At 63.9% G+C, this 17,953-nt stretch carries 15 protein-coding genes; 11 read left to right on the plus strand and 4 right to left on the minus strand.

Annotated features, from left to right (window positions below; all coding sequences use genetic code 11):
• Positions 1 to 100 precede the first annotated feature (100 nt).
• Positions 101 to 3,553 (minus strand): transcription-repair coupling factor, encoded by a 3,453-nt coding sequence (gene mfd, locus CSAL_RS07985; protein WP_011506866.1) that lies wholly within the window; start codon positions 3,551 to 3,553, stop codon positions 101 to 103.
• Positions 3,554 to 3,826: 273 nt separating this feature from the next.
• On the opposite strand from mfd, the gene CSAL_RS07990 reads away from it, so the two are divergent.
• From CSAL_RS07990 to CSAL_RS08040, 11 genes are all read left to right on the plus strand, one after another.
• A complete protein-coding gene (locus tag CSAL_RS07990; RefSeq protein ID WP_011506867.1) occupies positions 3,827 to 5,281 on the plus strand; it encodes a glyceraldehyde-3-phosphate dehydrogenase in 1,455 nt (484 codons plus the stop codon).
• A 308-nt stretch (positions 5,282 to 5,589) separates the two neighbouring features.
• Positions 5,590 to 6,939 (plus strand): Na(+)-translocating NADH-quinone reductase subunit A, encoded by a 1,350-nt coding sequence (locus tag CSAL_RS07995; protein WP_011506868.1) that lies wholly within the window; start codon positions 5,590 to 5,592, stop codon positions 6,937 to 6,939.
• Positions 6,940 to 6,941: 2 nt separating this feature from the next.
• The gene (locus CSAL_RS08000; RefSeq protein ID WP_011506869.1) at positions 6,942 to 8,177 is read left to right on the plus strand and encodes an NADH:ubiquinone reductase (Na(+)-transporting) subunit B; all 1,236 of its coding nucleotides are present in this window, start codon (positions 6,942 to 6,944) and stop codon (positions 8,175 to 8,177) included.
• Positions 8,174 to 8,947, plus strand: coding sequence for a Na(+)-translocating NADH-quinone reductase subunit C (locus CSAL_RS08005; protein ID WP_148266813.1), 774 nt, complete (start codon positions 8,174 to 8,176; stop codon positions 8,945 to 8,947). The genes CSAL_RS08000 and CSAL_RS08005 overlap by 4 nt, the downstream gene beginning before the upstream one ends.
• 2 nt (positions 8,948 to 8,949) lie before the next feature.
• Positions 8,950 to 9,624, plus strand: a complete 675-nt coding sequence (locus CSAL_RS08010; RefSeq protein ID WP_011506871.1) for an NADH:ubiquinone reductase (Na(+)-transporting) subunit D — start codon at positions 8,950 to 8,952, stop codon at positions 9,622 to 9,624.
• Positions 9,624 to 10,244 carry an NADH:ubiquinone reductase (Na(+)-transporting) subunit E gene (nqrE, locus tag CSAL_RS08015; protein ID WP_011506872.1) on the plus strand — a complete coding sequence of 207 codons (621 nt, stop codon included), beginning with the start codon at positions 9,624 to 9,626 and terminating at the stop codon, positions 10,242 to 10,244. The genes CSAL_RS08010 and nqrE overlap by 1 nt, the downstream gene beginning before the upstream one ends.
• Before the next feature lie 22 nt (positions 10,245 to 10,266).
• Entirely contained in the window at positions 10,267 to 11,499 is a 1,233-nt protein-coding gene (nqrF, locus tag CSAL_RS08020; RefSeq protein ID WP_011506873.1) for an NADH:ubiquinone reductase (Na(+)-transporting) subunit F, read from the plus strand.
• A complete protein-coding gene (locus tag CSAL_RS08025) occupies positions 11,496 to 12,548 on the plus strand; it encodes an FAD:protein FMN transferase (protein ID WP_011506874.1) in 1,053 nt (350 codons plus the stop codon). Before nqrF ends, CSAL_RS08025 begins: the two co-directional genes overlap by 4 nt.
• On the plus strand, positions 12,545 to 12,802 hold the full coding sequence (gene nqrM / locus CSAL_RS08030; RefSeq protein ID WP_011506875.1) for a (Na+)-NQR maturation NqrM: 258 nt from the start codon (positions 12,545 to 12,547) through the stop codon (positions 12,800 to 12,802). Before CSAL_RS08025 ends, nqrM begins: the two co-directional genes overlap by 4 nt.
• Before the next feature lie 174 nt (positions 12,803 to 12,976).
• Positions 12,977 to 14,395, plus strand: coding sequence for a Si-specific NAD(P)(+) transhydrogenase (gene sthA / locus CSAL_RS08035; RefSeq protein ID WP_256985075.1), 1,419 nt, complete (start codon positions 12,977 to 12,979; stop codon positions 14,393 to 14,395).
• 137 nt (positions 14,396 to 14,532) lie between these two features.
• The gene (locus CSAL_RS08040; RefSeq protein ID WP_011506877.1) at positions 14,533 to 14,817 is read left to right on the plus strand and encodes a YrhK family protein; all 285 of its coding nucleotides are present in this window, start codon (positions 14,533 to 14,535) and stop codon (positions 14,815 to 14,817) included.
• Positions 14,818 to 14,822: 5 nt separating this feature from the next.
• Here CSAL_RS08040 and CSAL_RS08045 read toward each other — a convergent pair whose 3' ends face one another.
• The 3 genes from CSAL_RS08045 to CSAL_RS08055 form a co-directional block, all read right to left on the minus strand.
• Complete coding sequence (locus tag CSAL_RS08045) at positions 14,823 to 15,683, minus strand: hypothetical protein (RefSeq protein ID WP_011506878.1); 861 nt, start codon at positions 15,681 to 15,683, stop codon at positions 14,823 to 14,825.
• A gap of 143 nt (positions 15,684 to 15,826) precedes the next feature.
• A complete protein-coding gene (locus CSAL_RS08050; protein ID WP_011506879.1) occupies positions 15,827 to 16,726 on the minus strand; it encodes a carbon-nitrogen hydrolase in 900 nt (299 codons plus the stop codon).
• A 4-nt stretch (positions 16,727 to 16,730) separates the two neighbouring features.
• Complete coding sequence (locus CSAL_RS08055; RefSeq protein ID WP_011506880.1) at positions 16,731 to 17,798, minus strand: agmatine deiminase family protein; 1,068 nt, start codon at positions 17,796 to 17,798, stop codon at positions 16,731 to 16,733.
• Positions 17,799 to 17,953: the final 155 nt, after the last annotated feature.

Below are 17,953 nucleotides of genomic sequence, written 5' to 3' on the forward strand. Positions count from 1 at the left end.
GCGTATTTTCGTGCCGACACAAGCCTCTTGGTGCCGCGCCGGCGCGATGCGGGTCGTTGCGGAGGACGGTCGGCCGCGCGAGCACGCGCGGCCGACCGGGTCACGCCGCCTTGGCCTTCTGGTTGAGGCGCTCCAGCAAGGCTTCGAGCAGGGCGAAACGAGACTCCTCGTCGGCCATCTCGCCCTCGAAGCGCAGGGTGTCGGCCCCATCCAGGCGATAGTGGGCGGGATCGCGCTGGATCATCTCGACCAGCGTCATCGGGTCGACGGCCGTCTGGGTACCGAAGGTCATGCGGCCACGCTCGGCGCCCGCCTCCAGCCGCGTGATGCCCAGGCGTTCGGCACGCTGACGCAGCCGGGTCTGGCGGAACAGCGTCTTGAGCGGCGCCGGCAGCAGGCCGAAACGGTCGATCATTTCCACCTGCAGCTCCTTGAGCTCGCCCTCGCTCTCGGCATTGGCGATGCGCTTGTACATGATCAGGCGCTGCTGCACGTCCGGCAGGTAGTCGTCGGGGATCAAGGCCGGCAGATTGAGGCTGACTTCCACGCCCTCGTCGAGGGGGGCCTCGATGTTCGGCGTTCTGCCGCTCTTGATGGCCTTGACCGCGCGATCGAGCATTTGCATATAGAGGCTGTAGCCGATCGTTTCCATCTGCCCGCTCTGCTCGTCGCCGAGCAGTTCCCCGGCGCCCCGAATTTCCATGTCGTGACTGGCGAGGGTGAAGCCGGCACCGAGGTCTTCCGCCTGGCCGATTGCCTCGAGTCGCTTGAGGGCGTCCCGGGTCATGGCCTTGGGCGGCGGCGTGAGCAGGTAGGCATAGGCCTGGTGATGGCTGCGGCCCACGCGGCCGCGCAACTGGTGCAGCTGCGCGAGACCGAACTTGTCGGCGCGTTCGATGATGATGGTGTTGGCGCTGGGCACGTCGATCCCGGTCTCGATGATGGTCGAGCACACCAGCACGTTGAACCGCTTGTGGTAGAAGTCCGACATCACCCGCTCCAGCTCGCGCTCCGGCAACTGGCCGTGGGCGATCCCCACTCGCGCGTCGGGCACCAGTTCGGTGATCTTGGCGGCGGTGGCGTCGATCGTCTTGACCTCGTTGTGCAGGAAGTAGACCTGGCCGCCACGCAGGATCTCGCGCAGCAGGGCTTCCTTCAGGACCCCCTCGTTGCGCTGCTGCACGAAGGTCTTGACCGAGAGACGGCGCGCCGGCGGCGTGGCGATGATCGAGAGGTCGCGGATACCGCTCATGGCCATGTTCAGGGTGCGCGGGATGGGCGTTGCCGTCAGCGTCAGGATGTCGATCTCGGCACGCAGACCCTTGAGCTTTTCCTTCTGCGAGACGCCGAAGCGGTGCTCCTCGTCGATGATCAGCAGTCCCATGTTGGGCAGCGACATCGACTTGGACAGCAGCTTGTGGGTACCGATGACGATATCGGCGCGTCCTTCGGTGATGCGCTCGAGCGAAGCCTGCTGCCCCTTGCCGGCGGTGAAGCGCGAGATGAGCTCGATCTGCACCGCGGTATCCGCGAAGCGGTCGCGGAAGTTGTCGTAGTGCTGCTGGGCCAGCAGCGTGGTGGGCACCAGCACCACGACCTGACGTCCGGATTCGACCGCCAGGAAGGCCGCGCGCATGGCGACCTCGGTCTTGCCGAACCCGACGTCGCCGCAGACCACGCGGTCCATGGGCCGCGCGGCGGTCATGTCGCCGATGACGGCCTCGATCGCCGCGTGCTGGTCGGGCGTTTCCTCGAAAGGGAAGCTGGCGGCGAAACGCGCGTAGTCCTCGTCGGGCGGGGCACAGGCGAAGCCCTCGCGGGCCTCGCGCCGCGCATAGGTATCGAGCAGTTCGGCGGCGGTATCGCGGATCTTTTCGGCGGCCTTGCGCTTGGCCTTGTCCCAGGTCTCCGAGCCGAGCTTGTGCAGCGGTGCCAGCTCGTCGGTGGCGCCGGCATAGCGCGAGATGAGGTGCAGGCTGTCCACCGGCACGTAGAGCTTGGCGCCACCGGCGTACTCCAGCGCCAGGAACTCGGCGGCCTGGCCGCCGGCCTCGAGGGTTTCCAGCCCCTGATAGCGACCCACGCCATGGCTCTGGTGCACGACCGGGGCGCCGGGACGCAGTTCCGCCAGGTGACGCACGGCGAGCTCGTTGTCGTCGGTGGCGCGGCCCCGGCGACGTGCCTGGCGCACGACGTCGCCATACAGTTCCGTCTCGGTGATGACGCAGGTGCTCGCATCCTCGAGCCACAGGCCTTCGTCGAGACTGCCCTCGCAGATCGCCAGCGGGGCACTGCCGTCCACAAAGTGCTGCCAGCCCTCGGCCACGGCCAGCGGGCGCCCCAGGGGGGCGAGAGTTTCCTCCAGGGCCTCGCGACGGCCGCTGGATTCGGCGACGAGCAGGATGCGCAGGTCATCGTGCGCGGCGAGAAAGGATTCGAGCTTGGCCAGCGGACGATGCGCACGGGCATTGATGGCGACGTCGGGAGGCGGCTGGGTGGTCGGCACCACGGCGTGCGGCTGCTGTTCGTCTTCCTCGACGATCGCCACGCGCGGATGGCGCTTGATGGCGGCGAACACCTCGGCAACCGGCACGAAGGCGTGCGCCGGCGGCAGCAACGGGCGCGTGGGGTCGACGCCGAGGTTGTCGTAACGGCTCTCGATGGCGCTCCAGTGATGCTCGGCGGCGTCGTGCACGCCGGGCAGCAGGGCGATGCGGGTATTGTCCGCCAGATGCTCGAACAGGGTCGCGGTCTCCTCGAAGAACAGCGGCAGGTACTGCTCCAGACCCGGAGAGGGGATGCCCTTGAGCGCATCGTTGTAGAGCGGGCATTGGCGCGGATCGACGTCGAACAGCGTCTCGAACCCTTCGCGGAAACAGGCGATCGCCGAACGCGAGAGCGAATATTCGTGCGCGGGCAGCAGCTCGATTCGCTCGATCTTGTCCAGCGAGCGCTGGGTGTCGGGGTCGAAGTGCCGCAGGGTGTCGATCTCGTCATCGAACAGGTCGATGCGCAGGGGGTGGTCGCTGCCCATCGGGTAGAGGTCGATCAGGGCGCCGCGCAGCGCGTGCTCGCCCGGTTCGTAGACGGTCTCCACGGCACGATACCCGGCGCGGGACAGACGGTCGCGAAACCCTTCCCGGTCGAGCTGCATGCCGGTGCGCAGCGTCAGCACGCGACCGGCGATATAGTCGGTGGGCGACAGGCGCTGCATCAGGGTGTTGATGGGCACCACGACGATGCCTCGGGTGCCTTCCTGCAACTGGCGCAGCGTCTTCAGGCGCGTCGACACGATGTCCTGGTGCGGCGAAAAGCTGTCGTAGGGCAGCGTTTCCCAGTCGGGGAACGACAGGATGGGATGATCGGCGAAGAACTGCAGGGCGCTTTCGAGGCGTTGCGCGCTGGCGGTGTTGGGTGCCACGACCATCAAGGGGGCGTCATCGGCCAGGCGCGCCAGTGACAAGGCGCTGGCGGCGGCATGCGGACGCTGCCAATAAAGCGTATCGCGCAGGCCCCGTGGGGACGGAGGATCGAGCGGTGAAAAATACGACATGGTGCGCTTTGGTTTCCTAGTCGACACGATGATAGCAAGCTAAAAGGGGATTGGGGGCGATTCGACGAGATTTAAAGCGACGAAAATGCCGGCCTTGTAGTCGAAAAAAGTGCCTGAACGTGCGTTGCAATGCCTGCTTTTTTCCCTGTAGTCAAGACCCTGTGGGTGTAGTGGAATTACACCGCATGCGACCAAGCTGGCATTGCCAAGTCCGTGAAAGCCTACCGATAATGCGCGGGTTTTCGATCCCCCGCTGCCGTGACGAGGCCCGCCGTGAGTCAACAAAAGCTCGAGACCTATTTTCAGGATTGGCAAGAAAACGAAGCCCTGGCCGAGGAGATGATTCCACTGCTGGGTCGCCTGTATCGCAAGTACAATATCGTGCCTTCGCTTTACGGTCGGTCCCTGATCAATCGCTCGGTCATTCGTATTCTCAAGAATCACCGCTATGTCAAAAAGGTCGAGGGCACCGAGCTGTCCGTGCGCGACACCCTGCCGATGGTCAAGGCCATGACCGAGCTCGACCTGGGGCCCGCGCACGTCGACATCGGCAAGCTCGGCGTGGCGTTCAAGCGCTCCGGACAGGACGACGTCAAGGCGTTCCTCGAAACGGAGCTGGCGGATATCGTCGGCCGTCATGCCGATACCGGCATGGGGGGCGAGCCCAAGGATGTGGTGCTCTACGGCTTCGGTCGCATCGGGCGTCTGCTGGCTCGCATCATGATCGAGAAGGCCGGGGGCGGCAACCTGCTGCGCCTGCGGGCCATCGTGGTGCGCGGGGGCGGTGACGACCTCGAGAAGCGTGCCAGCCTGCTGCGCCGCGACAGCGTGCACGGGCCCTTCGCCGGGACGATCCGCGTCGATCACGACAACCAGGCCATCATCGCCAACGGCAACTACATTCAGGTCATTCACGCCGACGCGCCCCAGGACATCGATTATACCGCGTACGGGATCGACAATGCCCTGGTGGTCGACAACACCGGCAAGTGGCGCGACGAGGAGGGGCTGTCCCAGCACCTGGCGTCGAAGGGCGTGGCCAAGGTGCTGCTGACGGCACCGGGCAAGGGCGGCGTCAAGAACATCGTGCATGGCATCAACCATGACGAAATCACCGACGAGGATCGCGTGATTTCCGCCGCCTCCTGCACCACCAACGCCATCGTGCCGGTGCTCAAGGCCGTCAACGACGAGTTCGGCATCGTGCACGGGCATGTCGAGACGGTGCATGCCTACACCAACGATCAAAACCTGATCGACAACTACCACAAGGGCGACCGCCGCGGTCGCAGCGCCGCGCTCAACATGGTGCTGACCGAAACCGGTGCCGCCAAGGCGGTGGCCAAGGCGCTGCCGGAGCTGTCGGGCAAGCTGTCCGGCAACGCCATCCGCGTGCCCACGCCGGACGTGTCCATGGCGATTCTCAACCTGACGCTGGACAAGGCGGCGGACCGTCAGGCATTGAACGAATACCTGCGGCAAATGGCCCTTCATTCGCGGATGCAGAAGCAGATCGACTACGTCGACTCCCCCGAGGTGGTGTCGTCGGACTTCGTGGGCAATCGCCATGCCGGCATCGTCGATGCCCAGGCGACCATCGCCGACGACCGCCAGGTCGTGCTCTACGTCTGGTACGACAACGAGTTCGGCTACAGCTGCCAGGTGGTGCGCATCCTGCAGCACATGTCCAACGTGAGCTTCGTTTACCTCCCCCGCGAACAGCACTGAAGCGCAGGCCGTTTCTCTCTCGTGGCGCCCCGGGTCTTCCCGGGGCGCTCGTCGTCGTCGGTATCATGCCGCGTAAGCCCTATGCTTCCTATGGTTATGTAGTCATCCGGGGCTCGTCTCTCTATAATGGTGCCCGATTTTGGGGACGGCCCTTGGCCATGGGCCGAAAGAAGCAATCGTCTGATAAGAAAAGAATCCGACACCCGTGACGATTCCGCGCCGCCGAGCACCAAGTCGCGCGGCCGACGCGTGAGCGTTCATGGACCCCTTTCCTTTCGAAACATCAGATCCGACAACTGGGCGAGATTATGATCGAAGTCAAACGAGGCCTGGATCTCCCCATCGCCGGGTCGCCCGAGCAGCGCATCGACGATGCGTCACCGGTGCGACACGTGGCGATCCTCGGTACCGACTACGTTGGCATGAAGCCGACCATGGAGGTCCGAGAGGGGGACAAGGTTAAACTGGGCCAGCTACTGTTCACCGACAAGAAGGTCCCGGGTGTACGGTTCACGGCGCCAGGCGCAGGCGAAGTGGTGGCGATCAACCGCGGGGAGAAGCGGCGTCTGCTGTCAGTGGTAATCAAGCTCGACGACAACGAAGAAGCGGTTTCCTTCACGGCGCACGGCGAACAGGCGCTGGATGGCCTTGATCGCCAGGCGGTGGTCGATCAGCTGGTCGATTCGGGGCTCTGGACGGCATTGCGCACTCGCCCCTTCTCGCGCACTCCCGCACCCGATGCCGTGCCGGCCGACATCTTTGTCACTGCCATCGATACGCATCCGCTTTCCGCCGACCCCAGTGTCGTGATCGAGGAAGACAAGGCGGCGTTCGAGCATGGTCTCAAGGTGCTCAAGCGCCTGACGCCGGGCAAGGTCTTCGTGTGTCATCAGCAAGGCGCCGAGATCCCGGGCAGCCAGCTCGAAGGCGTGCAGCACGAGGCGTTCGCCGGTCGGCATCCTGCAGGCCTGGTGGGAACGCACATTCACTTTCTCTCGCCGGTCAGCCTGGGACGCAAGGTCTGGCATCTGGATTACCAGGATGTCATCGCCTTCGGCAAGCTGTTCGTCGAAGGGCGCCTGGACACCCGGCGGGTCATCGCCGTGGGCGGCCCGCGGGCCAAGCACCCGCGTCTGTTGCGCACGCGACTGGGCGCCAGCAGCAGTGAGTTGCTCGACGGCGAGATCGAGGCGCCGGACGACACCCGGGTGATTTCGGGGTCGGTCTTCGGCGGCGAGATCGCGGAAGGCTCACGGCGCTTTCTGGGTCGCTTCCATCGCCAGTTCACGCTGCTGGAAGAGGGCAACAAGCGCGCCTTCCTGGGTTGGCTGTCACCCGGCTTGCGTCGTCACTCGGTGATGGGCATCTACGTGTCGCAATTCCTGGGCCTGAACCAGTACGCGCCGAATACCTCCACCAATGGCTCCGAGCGTGCCATGGTGCCGGTGGGCGCCTACGAGCGCGTGATGCCCCTGGACATCATGCCGACCCAGCTTCTGCGTTCGTTGATCGTGGGGGATATCGAGACGTCCATGCAGCTGGGCTGCCTGGAACTGGATGAAGAAGACCTCGCGCTGTGCACCTACGTTTGCCCCGGCAAGTACGAGTACGGCCCCATCCTGCGTGATAACCTCACCATGATCGAGAAAGAGGCCTGACGATGGGAATTCGTAATACGCTCGACAAACTCGAGCCGCATTTTCACCAGGGCGGCAAGTACGAGAAGTTCTACGCGCTTTATGAAGCGGTCGACACCATCTTCTACAGCCCGCCCAGCGTGACCAAGAGCACGGCGCACGTGCGTGATGGCATCGACCTCAAGCGCATCATGATCACGGTGTGGCTGTGCACCTTCCCGGCCATGTTCTTCGGGATGTACAACGCCGGCCTGCAAGCCAACATGGCGATCGGCGACGGCTTCGGTGCCCTGGGAGGCTGGCGCGAAGCCGTCACCATGGCGCTGGCGGGCAGCCATGATCCGGGCAGCATCTGGGCCAACTTCGTGCTGGGAGCGACCTACTTCCTGCCGATTTACCTGGTGACCTTCGCCGTCGGCGGGTTCTGGGAGGTCCTGTTCGCCGTCAAGCGCGGTCACGAGGTCAACGAAGGTTTCTTCGTGACGTCCGTGCTGTACGCGTTGATCCTGCCGGCGACCATTCCGCTGTGGCAGGTGGCGCTCGGCATCACCTTCGGTGTGGTGATCGGCAAGGAAATCTTCGGCGGCACCGGCAAGAACTTCCTGAACCCGGCGCTCACCGGTCGTGCGTTTCTCTATTTCGCCTATCCGGCGCAGATCTCCGGTGACAGCGTGTGGGTCGCCGCGGATGGCTACACCGGGGCGACGGCGCTCTCCACCGCCGCGCAGAACGGCATGAGCGCCGTGCAGCAGGCGTATAGCTGGTGGGACGCCTTCCTGGGCTTCATTCCGGGGTCGGTGGGCGAGACCTCGACGCTGGCGATTCTCATTGGTGCCGCCGTGCTGCTGATCACGCGGATCGCTTCCTGGCGCATCATGCTCGGGGTGTTCGTGGGGATGGCGCTGACGGCGATGCTGTTCACCGCCATCGGCTCGGAGAGCAACCCCATGTTCGGCATGCCCTGGTACTGGCACCTGGTGCTGGGCGGTTTCGCCTTCGGCATGGTGTTCATGGCCACCGACCCGGTGTCGGCATCGATGACCGATCCCGGCAAGCTGCTGTTCGGCTTCCTGATCGGGGTGATGACGGTCCTGATTCGCGTGGTCAACCCCGCGTTTCCGGAAGGCATCATGCTGGCGATCCTGTTCGCCAACCTGTTCGCGCCGATGATCGACCACTTCTTCGTGCAGGCCAACATCAAGCGCCGCATGAAGCGTGACGCCGCGTATTCCCCCGCGACGAACGAGGAGACCGCCTGATGGCCAGTAACAACTCCATCAAGAAGACGCTGACGGTCGCGCTCGCTCTGTGTATCGTGTGTTCGGTGGTGGTCTCGACCGCCGCCGTGGTGCTGCGACCCAAGCAGCAGCAGAACCAGGAGCTCGACCGCAAGAGCAATATCCTGCAGGTGGCGGATCTCTACGAGCCGGGCATGGATATCGAAGAGGCGTTTTCCGAGTACATCACGCCGCGCGTGATCGAGCTGGAAAGCGGCGACTACACGGATCGATTCGACCCTGAGAGCTTCGATCAGTTCGAGGCCGCGCAGGACCCGGCGACCTCCCGCACGCTCTCCGGTGAGGAAGATCGCGCGGGGATCGGGCGCGAGGAGATGTACTCCACCGTGTACCTGGTCGGCGATCCCGAGGACCCCGAACAGATCATCCTGCCCATCCGCGGGCAAGGCCTGTGGGGGTTGATGCGTGGCTTCTTCGCCCTCGAGGGCGACGGCAACACCATCATCGGGCTGTCCTACTATTCTCACTCCGAGACGCCGGGGCTGGGCGGCGAGGTCGACAATCCTCGCTGGAAGTCCAAGTGGGAAGGCAAGGAGGTCTACGCCGACGGCGATATGGACCCCGAGATCTCCCTGGTCAAGGGCGGTGCCGAGAGTGAGTATGAAGTCGATGCCTTGTCGGGCGCGACGCTGACCAGTCGTGGCGTCACCAACATGCTGCATTTCTGGCTGAGCGAGAGTGGCTTCGGGCCTTATCTCGCCCGCTTCCACGGCAACTCCGAAGGAGCGTGAACATGGCTGCTGAGTCCGTAAAAGACGTTGTTCTCTCGCCAGTCTTCAAGAACAACCCGATCGCGCTGCAGGTGCTGGGGATCTGTTCGGCACTGGCGGTGACCAACTCCATGAGTGTGTCGTTGGTCATGGGCCTGGCCGTCATCGCGGTCACGGCGTGTTCCAACCTGTTCGTTTCGTTGATCCGTCAGCACATTCCGTCGTCGATCCGCATCATCGTGCAGATGACCATCATTGCCTCGCTGGTCATCGTGGTCGATCAGGTGCTCAAGGCATATGCCTACGAGATGTCCAAGCAGCTGTCGGTCTTCGTCGGTCTGATCATCACCAACTGCATCGTGATGGGGCGCGCCGAAGCCTACGCCATGCAGAACGGGCCGGTGATGAGCTTCCTCGACGGCGTCGGCAACGGCCTGGGTTACGCGGTGATCCTGCTGATCGTCGGCTTCGTGCGTGAGCTGTTCGGGTCGGGCAGTGTGTTCGGCTTCACGGTCCTGACGCCGGTTCAGGACGGTGGCTGGTACGTGCCCAACGGCCTGATGCTGCTGCCGCCGTCGGCGTTCTTCGTCATCGGCCTGATCATCTGGGTGCTGCGCAGCGTGCGTACCGAGCAGGTCGAGAAGACCGAATACCGGATCGTGGCCAACAGCAAGGCCAAGATTAAGGAGTCCGTGTGATGTTCGAGCATTACCTGAGCCTCTTCGTCAAGGCAGTGTTCGTGGAGAACATGGCACTGGCCTTCTTCCTGGGCATGTGCACGTTCCTTGCCGTTTCCAAGAAAATTTCCTCGGCCATCGGTCTGGGCATCGCGGTCGTGGTGGTGCTGACGATCACCGTCCCGGTCAACAACCTGATCCTGACGTACCTGTTGAGTGAAGGCGCCTTGACCTGGACGGGCCTGGAAGGTGCCAGCAACATCGACCTGTCCTTCCTGGGGCTGCTGAGCTACATCGGTGTCATCGCGGCGCTGGTGCAGATCCTCGAGATGTTCCTCGACAAGTTCGTGCCGGCGCTCTACAACGCGCTGGGGGTGTTCCTGCCGTTGATCACGGTGAACTGCGCGATTCTCGGCGCTTCGCTGTTCATGGTGGAGCGCAGCTACGACTTCGGGGAATCGGTGATCTACGGTGCCGGTGCCGGTGTCGGCTGGGCGCTGGCGATCACCGCGCTGGCGGGCATTCGCGAAAAGCTCAAGTACAGTGATGTGCCGGCCAGCCTGCAGGGCCTGGGGATCACGTTCATTACCGTCGGACTGATGTCTTTGGGCTTCATGTCCTTCTCCGGCATTCAGCTCTAAGCAACGGAAATAGGAAACCGACATGGTTGATACATCCATCATCGTGATCGGCGTCGTCATGTTCACCGTGATCGTGCTCGGTCTGGTGGCGGTGATCTTGGCAGCGCGCAGCCGCCTGGTCAGCAGCGGTGACGTGTCCATCGAGATCAACGGCGACCCCGACAACACCCTGACCACCCAGGCGGGTGGCAAGCTGCTGCAAACGCTTGCCGCCAACGGCATCTTTCTCTCCTCCGCATGCGGTGGCGGCGGCTCCTGCGCCCAGTGCCGGTGCCGCGTGGTCGACGGGGGCGGCTCGATTCTGCCCACCGAGGAATCGCACTTCACGCTGCGTGAGAAGAAGGAAGGCTGGCGGCTTTCCTGCCAGGTGCCGGTCAAGCAGGACATGAAGGTCGAGGTCCCCGAAGAGGTGTTCGGGGTCAAGAAGTGGGAATGCGAGGTCATCGAGAATCCCAACGTCGCCACCTTCATCAAGGAGCTCAACCTCAAGCTGCCCGAGGGCGAAGAGGTCGACTTCCGTGCCGGCGGCTACGTGCAGCTGGTGGCGCCGCCCTACGATATCAAGTTCTCGGATTTCGACATCGAGGAGGAGTATCGCGGCGACTGGGAGAAGTTCAAGCTGTTCGACATCGCCCACAAGAACAACGAAGAGATCATTCGCGCTTATTCGATGGCGAACTATCCCGATGAAAAGGGGATTCTCAAGTTCAACATTCGTATCGCGACGCCGCCGCCCAATACCAACCATCCGCCCGGTCTGATGTCGACCTATGTCTTCGCGCTCAAGCCGGGAGACAAGGTGACGGTCATGGGGCCCTTCGGTGAGTTCTTCGCCAAGGACACCGATGCCGAGATGATCTTCATCGGCGGCGGTGCGGGCATGGCGCCGATGCGCAGCCATATCTTCGACCAGCTCAAGCGCCTCAAGTCCACCCGCAAGATCTCGTTCTGGTACGGGGCACGCTCGTGGCGCGAGACCTTCTATAACGAAGAGTACGATCAGCTGGCCGAGGAGTTCGATAACTTCGAGTGGCACCTGGCGCTTTCGGATCCTCTGCCGGAAGACAACTGGCAGGGCGACACGGGCTTCATCCATAACGTGCTCTACGAGAAGTATCTCAAGGATCACCCGGCGCCCGAGGACTGCGAGTACTACATGTGCGGTCCGCCCATCATGAATGCCTCGGTCATCAAGATGCTGACCGACATGGGGGTCGAGCCCGAGAACATCATGCTGGACGACTTCGGCGGATGAAGCGGCATGCCCATCGTGCAGGGCCGGCCTGGAAAGGGCTGGTCCTGTTTGCGTTATTGGCCCTGGTCGGATGCGACCGTTCGCCCGAAGCGCATCGCTTCGAAGGCCCCATTTTCGGCACGGGCTACCATGTCACGGTGTATGGCGACTTCAGCGACCGTCAACTGGCGTCGCTGAAGGACGGCATCGACGATGCGCTCGAAGACGTCGACCGGCTGATGTCCACCTACAAGCCGGAGTCGGAGTTGTCGCGCTTCAATGCCGCGCCGGTGGGGGAGCCGTTCGCGCTGTCTCCGCCCACGGCGCAGGTGATCGACGAGGCCATCGAGATCGGCGAACTCTCGAATGGCGCCTTCGACGTGACCGTCGGCGCTGCGGTGAATCTCTGGGGCTTCGGGCCGGACAAGCGTCCGGACGAGATCCCCAGCGACGCGGAAATCGCCGAGGCGCTGGAGGAGGTCGATTTCCGGGCGTTGCATCTGAACGGCAACCGGCTGACCAAGACCAAGCCGGTATACGTCGACCTCTCCGGCATCGCCAAGGGATATGGCGTCGATCACGTGGCGGCGCGACTGGATGCCCTGGGCGTGACGTCCTATCTCGTCGAGGTGGGCGGTGAAATCCGCACGCGCGGTACCAAGCCCGGTGGCGAGCCCTGGCGGGTGGCGGTCGAGAAGCCGGTCTCCCGTGAGCGCAGCGTGCAGCGAGTGCTCGAGCTCGAGGATGTCGCCGTCGCGACGTCGGGCGACTATCGTAATTATTACGAGGAAGACGGCCGGCGTTATTCGCATACCATCGATCCGCGCACCGGTCGCCCGATCACGCATCACCTCGCGTCGGTGACCGTCGTGGCGGAGCAGTGCTCCACGGCGGATGGCCTGGCCACGGCGCTGGAGGTGCTGGGGCCGAAGAAGGGCATGGCCCTGGCCAACCGTGAGGATATTGCGGCGTATTTCATCGTCAAAACCGATGAGGGCTTCACGACCGAACTCAGCGATGCGTTTCATGCCTATCTGGCAGAGCCGCCATCCGAAGGAGGTGAGCAATGACTATATGGATTCTGGTATTCGCGTTGATGCTGCTGCTGCTGGCCGGCATGGCCATCGGCGTCATCCTCGGGCGCAAGCCCATCGCCGGTTCCTGCGGCGGTCTCAATCAGCTGGGGCTGAAGGATGGCTGCGACATCTGCGGCGGCAACGACAAGGTCTGCGAGGAAGAAAGCCAGAAGCGTCGCAAGAGCGCACAGCGCAGCAGTGACGAAAGCCGTGGCGCCGACCTCGGTTACGACGCCGTACGGCGCTGACCGCACGCGTTCATGAATACTGACGTGGAATCGTTGGTTGAGTCCCACGCGCCTGAGGGCGTGTCCCGACATGACGATGCGACAGGTCCGTGATGCGCGGCGCTCATCGCCGCGCTTCGTGCGACTCCTGTGCCGTGACCGGTCTTGCGTTGAGACTTATCGCAGCGGTTCCTCATGCACCAAGAGGAGCAGGCGAACCTAATGGCAGTTCACAATTTTGATGTGGTGGTGATTGGCTCGGGACCCGCCGGGGAGAGTGCGGCCATCAATGCGGCCAAGCACGGCAAGCGCGTGGCCATCGTCGAGAAGCAGCAGGCGGTCGGCGGCAATTGCACGCACTGGGGCACGATTCCCTCCAAGGCGCTGCGTCACCAGGTCAAGCAGATCATGCAGTTCAATACCAACCGCATGTTCCGCGACATCGGCGAACCGCGCTGGTTTTCCTTTCCTCGCGTGCTGGAGCGTTCCAAGGTCACCATCGACCAGCAGGTCGAGATGCGCACGCAGTTCTATTCGCGCAACCGCATCAACCTGTTCTTCGGCGTTGCCCGTTTCCGCGACGAGCACACCCTGACCGTGCGCGACAACCAGGATGGCGTCGAGGAACTCTGCGCCCAGCAGTTCGTCATCGCCACGGGATCGCGGCCGTATCGCCCGGCCGATATCAATTTCCGGCATCCGCGTATCTATTGCTCGGATACCATCCTGGGGCTGTCGCACACGCCGCGCACCTTGATCATCTTCGGGGCCGGGGTCATCGGTTCCGAGTACGCGTCGATCTTCTCGGGGCTGGGGGTCAAGGTCGACCTGATCGACATGCGCGAGCGGCTGTTGTCGTTCCTCGACGACGAGATCAGCGACGCGTTGTCCTATCATCTGCGCCAGAACGGCGTACTGGTGCGTCACAACGAAGACTACGAGAGCATCGAGGGCGATGAGTCGGGCGTGATCGTCAAGCTCAAGTCGGGCAAGCGGTTGCGCGCCGACGCCTTTCTCTGGGCGAACGGGCGGACCGGCAATACCGACGAGCTGGGGCTGGAAAACATCGGCCTCGAGCCCAACGGGCGTGGTCAGCTGCAGGTCGATGAGCATTACCGCACCATGGTGCCGCACATCTATGCCGTGGGCGATGTCATCGGCTGGCCGAGCCTGGCCAGCGCGGCGTACGACCAGGGCCGCAGCGCCAGCGATGACTTCCTCGACGAGGACTTCCGCTTCGTCGAGGACATTCCCACGGGCATCTACACCATTCCCGAGATCAGCTCGGTGGGCAAGAACGAGCGCGAGCTGACCGAGGCCAAGGTGCCTTACGAGGTGGCGCAGGCATTCTTCAAGGACACGGCGCGTGCGCAGATCACCGGCGATACCGTCGGCATGCTCAAGATTCTCTTCCATCGCGAGACGCTGGAGATCCTGGGCATTCACTGCTTCGGCGACCAGGCCTCCGAGATCCTGCATATCGGCCAGGCGATCATGCAGCAGAAGGGTGAGGCCAACACCTTGAAGTACTTCATCAATACCACGTTCAATTACCCGACCATGGCCGAGGCCTATCGGGTCGCGGCGCAGAACGGCTTGAACCGCGTGTTTTGATGAGGTCCGATGATGTCGGGCGCGGCTGCGTGCAGCGGCCCCGGCGAGCCGACCGAGGTCGGCCCGCGACGAGCCGGCTTGCAAGCCGGCTCGTCGCGTTTGGGTGTCCACTCTCACACGAGCACAAGGAGGTTGTCATGCAACGAGAGGAGAAACCGAACAGCGACGAGACGACCTTCACGCTGGGGCGTGAAGAACTGATCGTGCATCGTCGTCATGAACTGGCCAGCACCGTGAACGATCTCATGCTGGGGCTGTGGTTCACGATCGGCAGCGTGTGCTTCTTCTTCCAGGGAGGCGTCAAGGAAGCGGGCATCTGGCTGTTCGTGATCGGCAGTCTGCAGCTGTTGATCCGGCCGGTGATCCGCCTGCACCGGCAGTTGACCCTCAAGCAATTGCCGTCCAGCAGTCAGGATTTCTGACGCGGCTAGCGGTAGCGATAGGCGCGCAAGCTGGGCAGGAACGGCGTGTCCTCGAGCTTGGTATCGGCGCGCTTGGCTCTCGTGCGTGTCGGAGGCGGTGCATCGGCGGGCACGTTGTGCGGCGGCAGACGCCCCTCCGGCGAGGGAATGAACAGCGGCAGGGGAACGTTCATGGCGCGCCTCTGGCGGCCGTCGTCCAGCGCTTCGCGGAAGAACAGATTGGCGCGCATCACCGGCGTCTGGGTCTGTACCTGGGCAAGGGGCTCGCTGTCGGGAATGCCTGCCAGGGCGCGTAGCTGAATGCGGATATGAGGGCTGTCGCTGTCCATCTCCAGCAGGCGTCGCTCGGCATCGCGCACGCTCAGGCGCTTGATGGAGCGGCCGCTGGTGTACCAGGCCAGACGCACCTGGGCGAGCGGTGCATCGGCGACGGGCAGGTGTCGCCAGCATTGCTTGAGATGCAGGCGTGCCAGGCCCTTGCCGCGCAGGTGGTCGTGCAGGGTAGGGTGACGAAAGGGCAGCACGGCCTTGGCTTCGGCGACCAGGCTTGGGAAGTGCTGGCGAATCTCGGCCAGGGTCGCCGCGAATGTCTGCTTGGCCTGGTTGACCTCATCGACATGGGCGAGCAGAGCCGAGTCGGCGGCGACCAGGCCGATGTAGTTGCGTGTCGCGCGGCCGTCCTGGCCGTCCTGGTACCAGAAGTCCAGCAAGGCATGGCGCAGCCAGCGTGCCTCGAAGGGCGCTCCGCCCAGCACCCAGCCGTCCGGGGGGCGCCGCTCGGCATGACCGATCAGTGCTTCGCAGGTTTCGATCACGTGATCGAACTGATGTTCGAGCTGGGCGAGCAATCTGTATTGTCGTTCCATTTCTTATACCGTTATCTTCCGGTGTTGCTCGCTATCATGGCAACGACGGACCGCTCTGACAAGCCATCCTGACAAGCCATGCCGGTAGACGGACACGCAGCGGCATGAGGCCGTTACGCGTCCGTCACGTCGCATGCATGGCGTCAGCGGTCGCGATAACGCTTGGTGAGCTCGTCGTAGGCGTCGATGCGGCGGTCGCGCAGGTAGGGCCATACGCGGCGGACCTGCTCGCTGCGGCTCAGGTCGACGTCGACCAGTAGATGGGCGGGCGCGTCGTCGGCCTGTGCCAGCAGCTCGCCTTGCGGGCCGCACACGAAGCTGCCTCCCCAGAAATCGATGCCGGGACTGGCCCCCGAGGGATCGGGCTCGTGTCCCACGCGATTGGCGACCAGCACCGGCAGGCCGTTGGCCACGCCGTGCGAGCGCTGAATCAGCGTCCAGGCATCCTTCTGGCGCTGCTTTTCCTCCGGCGCGTCGGTGGGCGTCCAGCCGATGGCGGTGGGGTACAGCAACAGATCGGCACCGGCCAGTGCCATGAGGCGCGCGGCTTCGGGATACCACTGATCCCAGCACACCAGCAGGCCGAGCCGGCCCACGGAGGTGTCGATCGGCTCGAAGCCGGCATCGGCCTCGGCATCCCCGGGGGTGAAATAGAATTTCTCGTAAAAGCCGGGATCGTCGGGAATATGCATCTTGCGGTAATAGCCGACGCGTCCCTGCTGGCGATCGAAGACCACCGCCGTGTTGTGGTAGAGCCCCGCCGCGCGTCGCTCGAACAACGACCCGACGAGCACGATGTCGAGCTCGGCGGCGAGGGCGGCCAGGCGCTGCGCGCTGGGACCGTCGAGCGGCTCGGCCAGGTCGAAGAGGGTATCGTCTTCGGTCTGGCAAAAATAATGCGTGGCATGCAGTTCCTGCAGCAGTACCAGGGTCGCGCCCTGTGCGGCCAGGGCGCGAATGCCGGCCTCGCTTTCCGCCAGACTGCGTGCCTTGTCGGGCCAGGCCGCTTGTTGAACGAGTCCTACCTTGAGTGTCGCTGGCATGGGATCAGGCCTCCGAAGTGACGTCGCCGTTCGACGGCGTGAAGAGTGCGCCGCGCGGCAGCTGCATGGTCAGACAGTGCAGGCTGCCATGTTGGCGAATGACGGTGCGGCAGTCGATGGGGATGATGCTGCGTCCCGGAAAGGCACTGGCCAGTGCCGTCAGGGCCACGCCGTCGGCGGCGTCGGCGTAGGTGGGCACCAGCACCGCGCCGTTGATGATCAGGAAGTTGGCATACGTTGCCGGCAGACGGTGGCCATCGTCCGGGTCGTGACACGGCTGCGGCAGGGGCAGCGGAATCAGGCGATAGGCGCTGCCGTCGGCGCGACGCATGGCCTTGAGCTCGCTTTCCATCTGGGCGAGGGCCGGGTAGTGCGGATCGTCCGGATCCTCGCAGCGGACATAGGCGATGGTGTGTGCGTCGCAGAAACGCGCCAGCGTATCGATGTGGCTGTCGGTGTCATCGCCCTCGAGGTGGCCCTGCGTGAGCCACAGGAAGCGTTCGACACCCAGGTCGTCGCGCAAGCGCGCTTCGATGTCCTCGCGGGTCAAGTCCGGGTTGCGGTTGGGATTGAGCAGACACGCCTCGGTGACCAGCAGAGTCCCTTCGCCATCGCTGTCGATGGCACCGCCTTCCAGCACCAGGTCGCGTTGTTCGCAGGGCGCGGCATAAATGCCGATGTCCGCCAGGGCCGCGGTCAGGGCGTCATCACGCTGGGCGGGAAACTTGCCGCCCCAGCCGGTGAAGCGGTAATCCAGCAGCACCACCTCCGATTGCCGCTCCACGGCGATGGGGCCGTGATCGCGGGTCCAGGTGTCGTCGGCGGGGGCGACGATGAGTCGCCACTGCTTCGGGTGAATGCCCAGTTGCATGAAACGCGTGTCGAGACGTTGCCGCGTGGGTGCATCGGCGACGACGATCAGCACCGGCTGGAAGCGGGTGATGGCGACCACGATGGCTTCCATGGTGGCTTCGATGCGTTCGAGCAGAGGCTCCCAGTCGCTTTCCGTGGTGGGCCAGGTGAGCTGAATGGCGTCCTGGGGATGCCATTCGGGGAACAGGCGTGGGAGCATTGCGGTCTCCTATGGGGATTGGGGCGCCTCGGCGTCGAATGATCGCGGTGCGGGGTGGCCGCGGCATTTTAGTCTGCGCCGACACGGATGCAAGTGTCACGAAGGACCCACGGGCGGCCGATGCGGCGCCCTTCGATGGCTCATGCAGGAACGCG

The organism is Chromohalobacter israelensis DSM 3043 (assembly GCF_000055785.1).
In the GTDB taxonomy this organism is placed as follows: domain Bacteria; phylum Pseudomonadota; class Gammaproteobacteria; order Pseudomonadales; family Halomonadaceae; genus Chromohalobacter; species Chromohalobacter israelensis.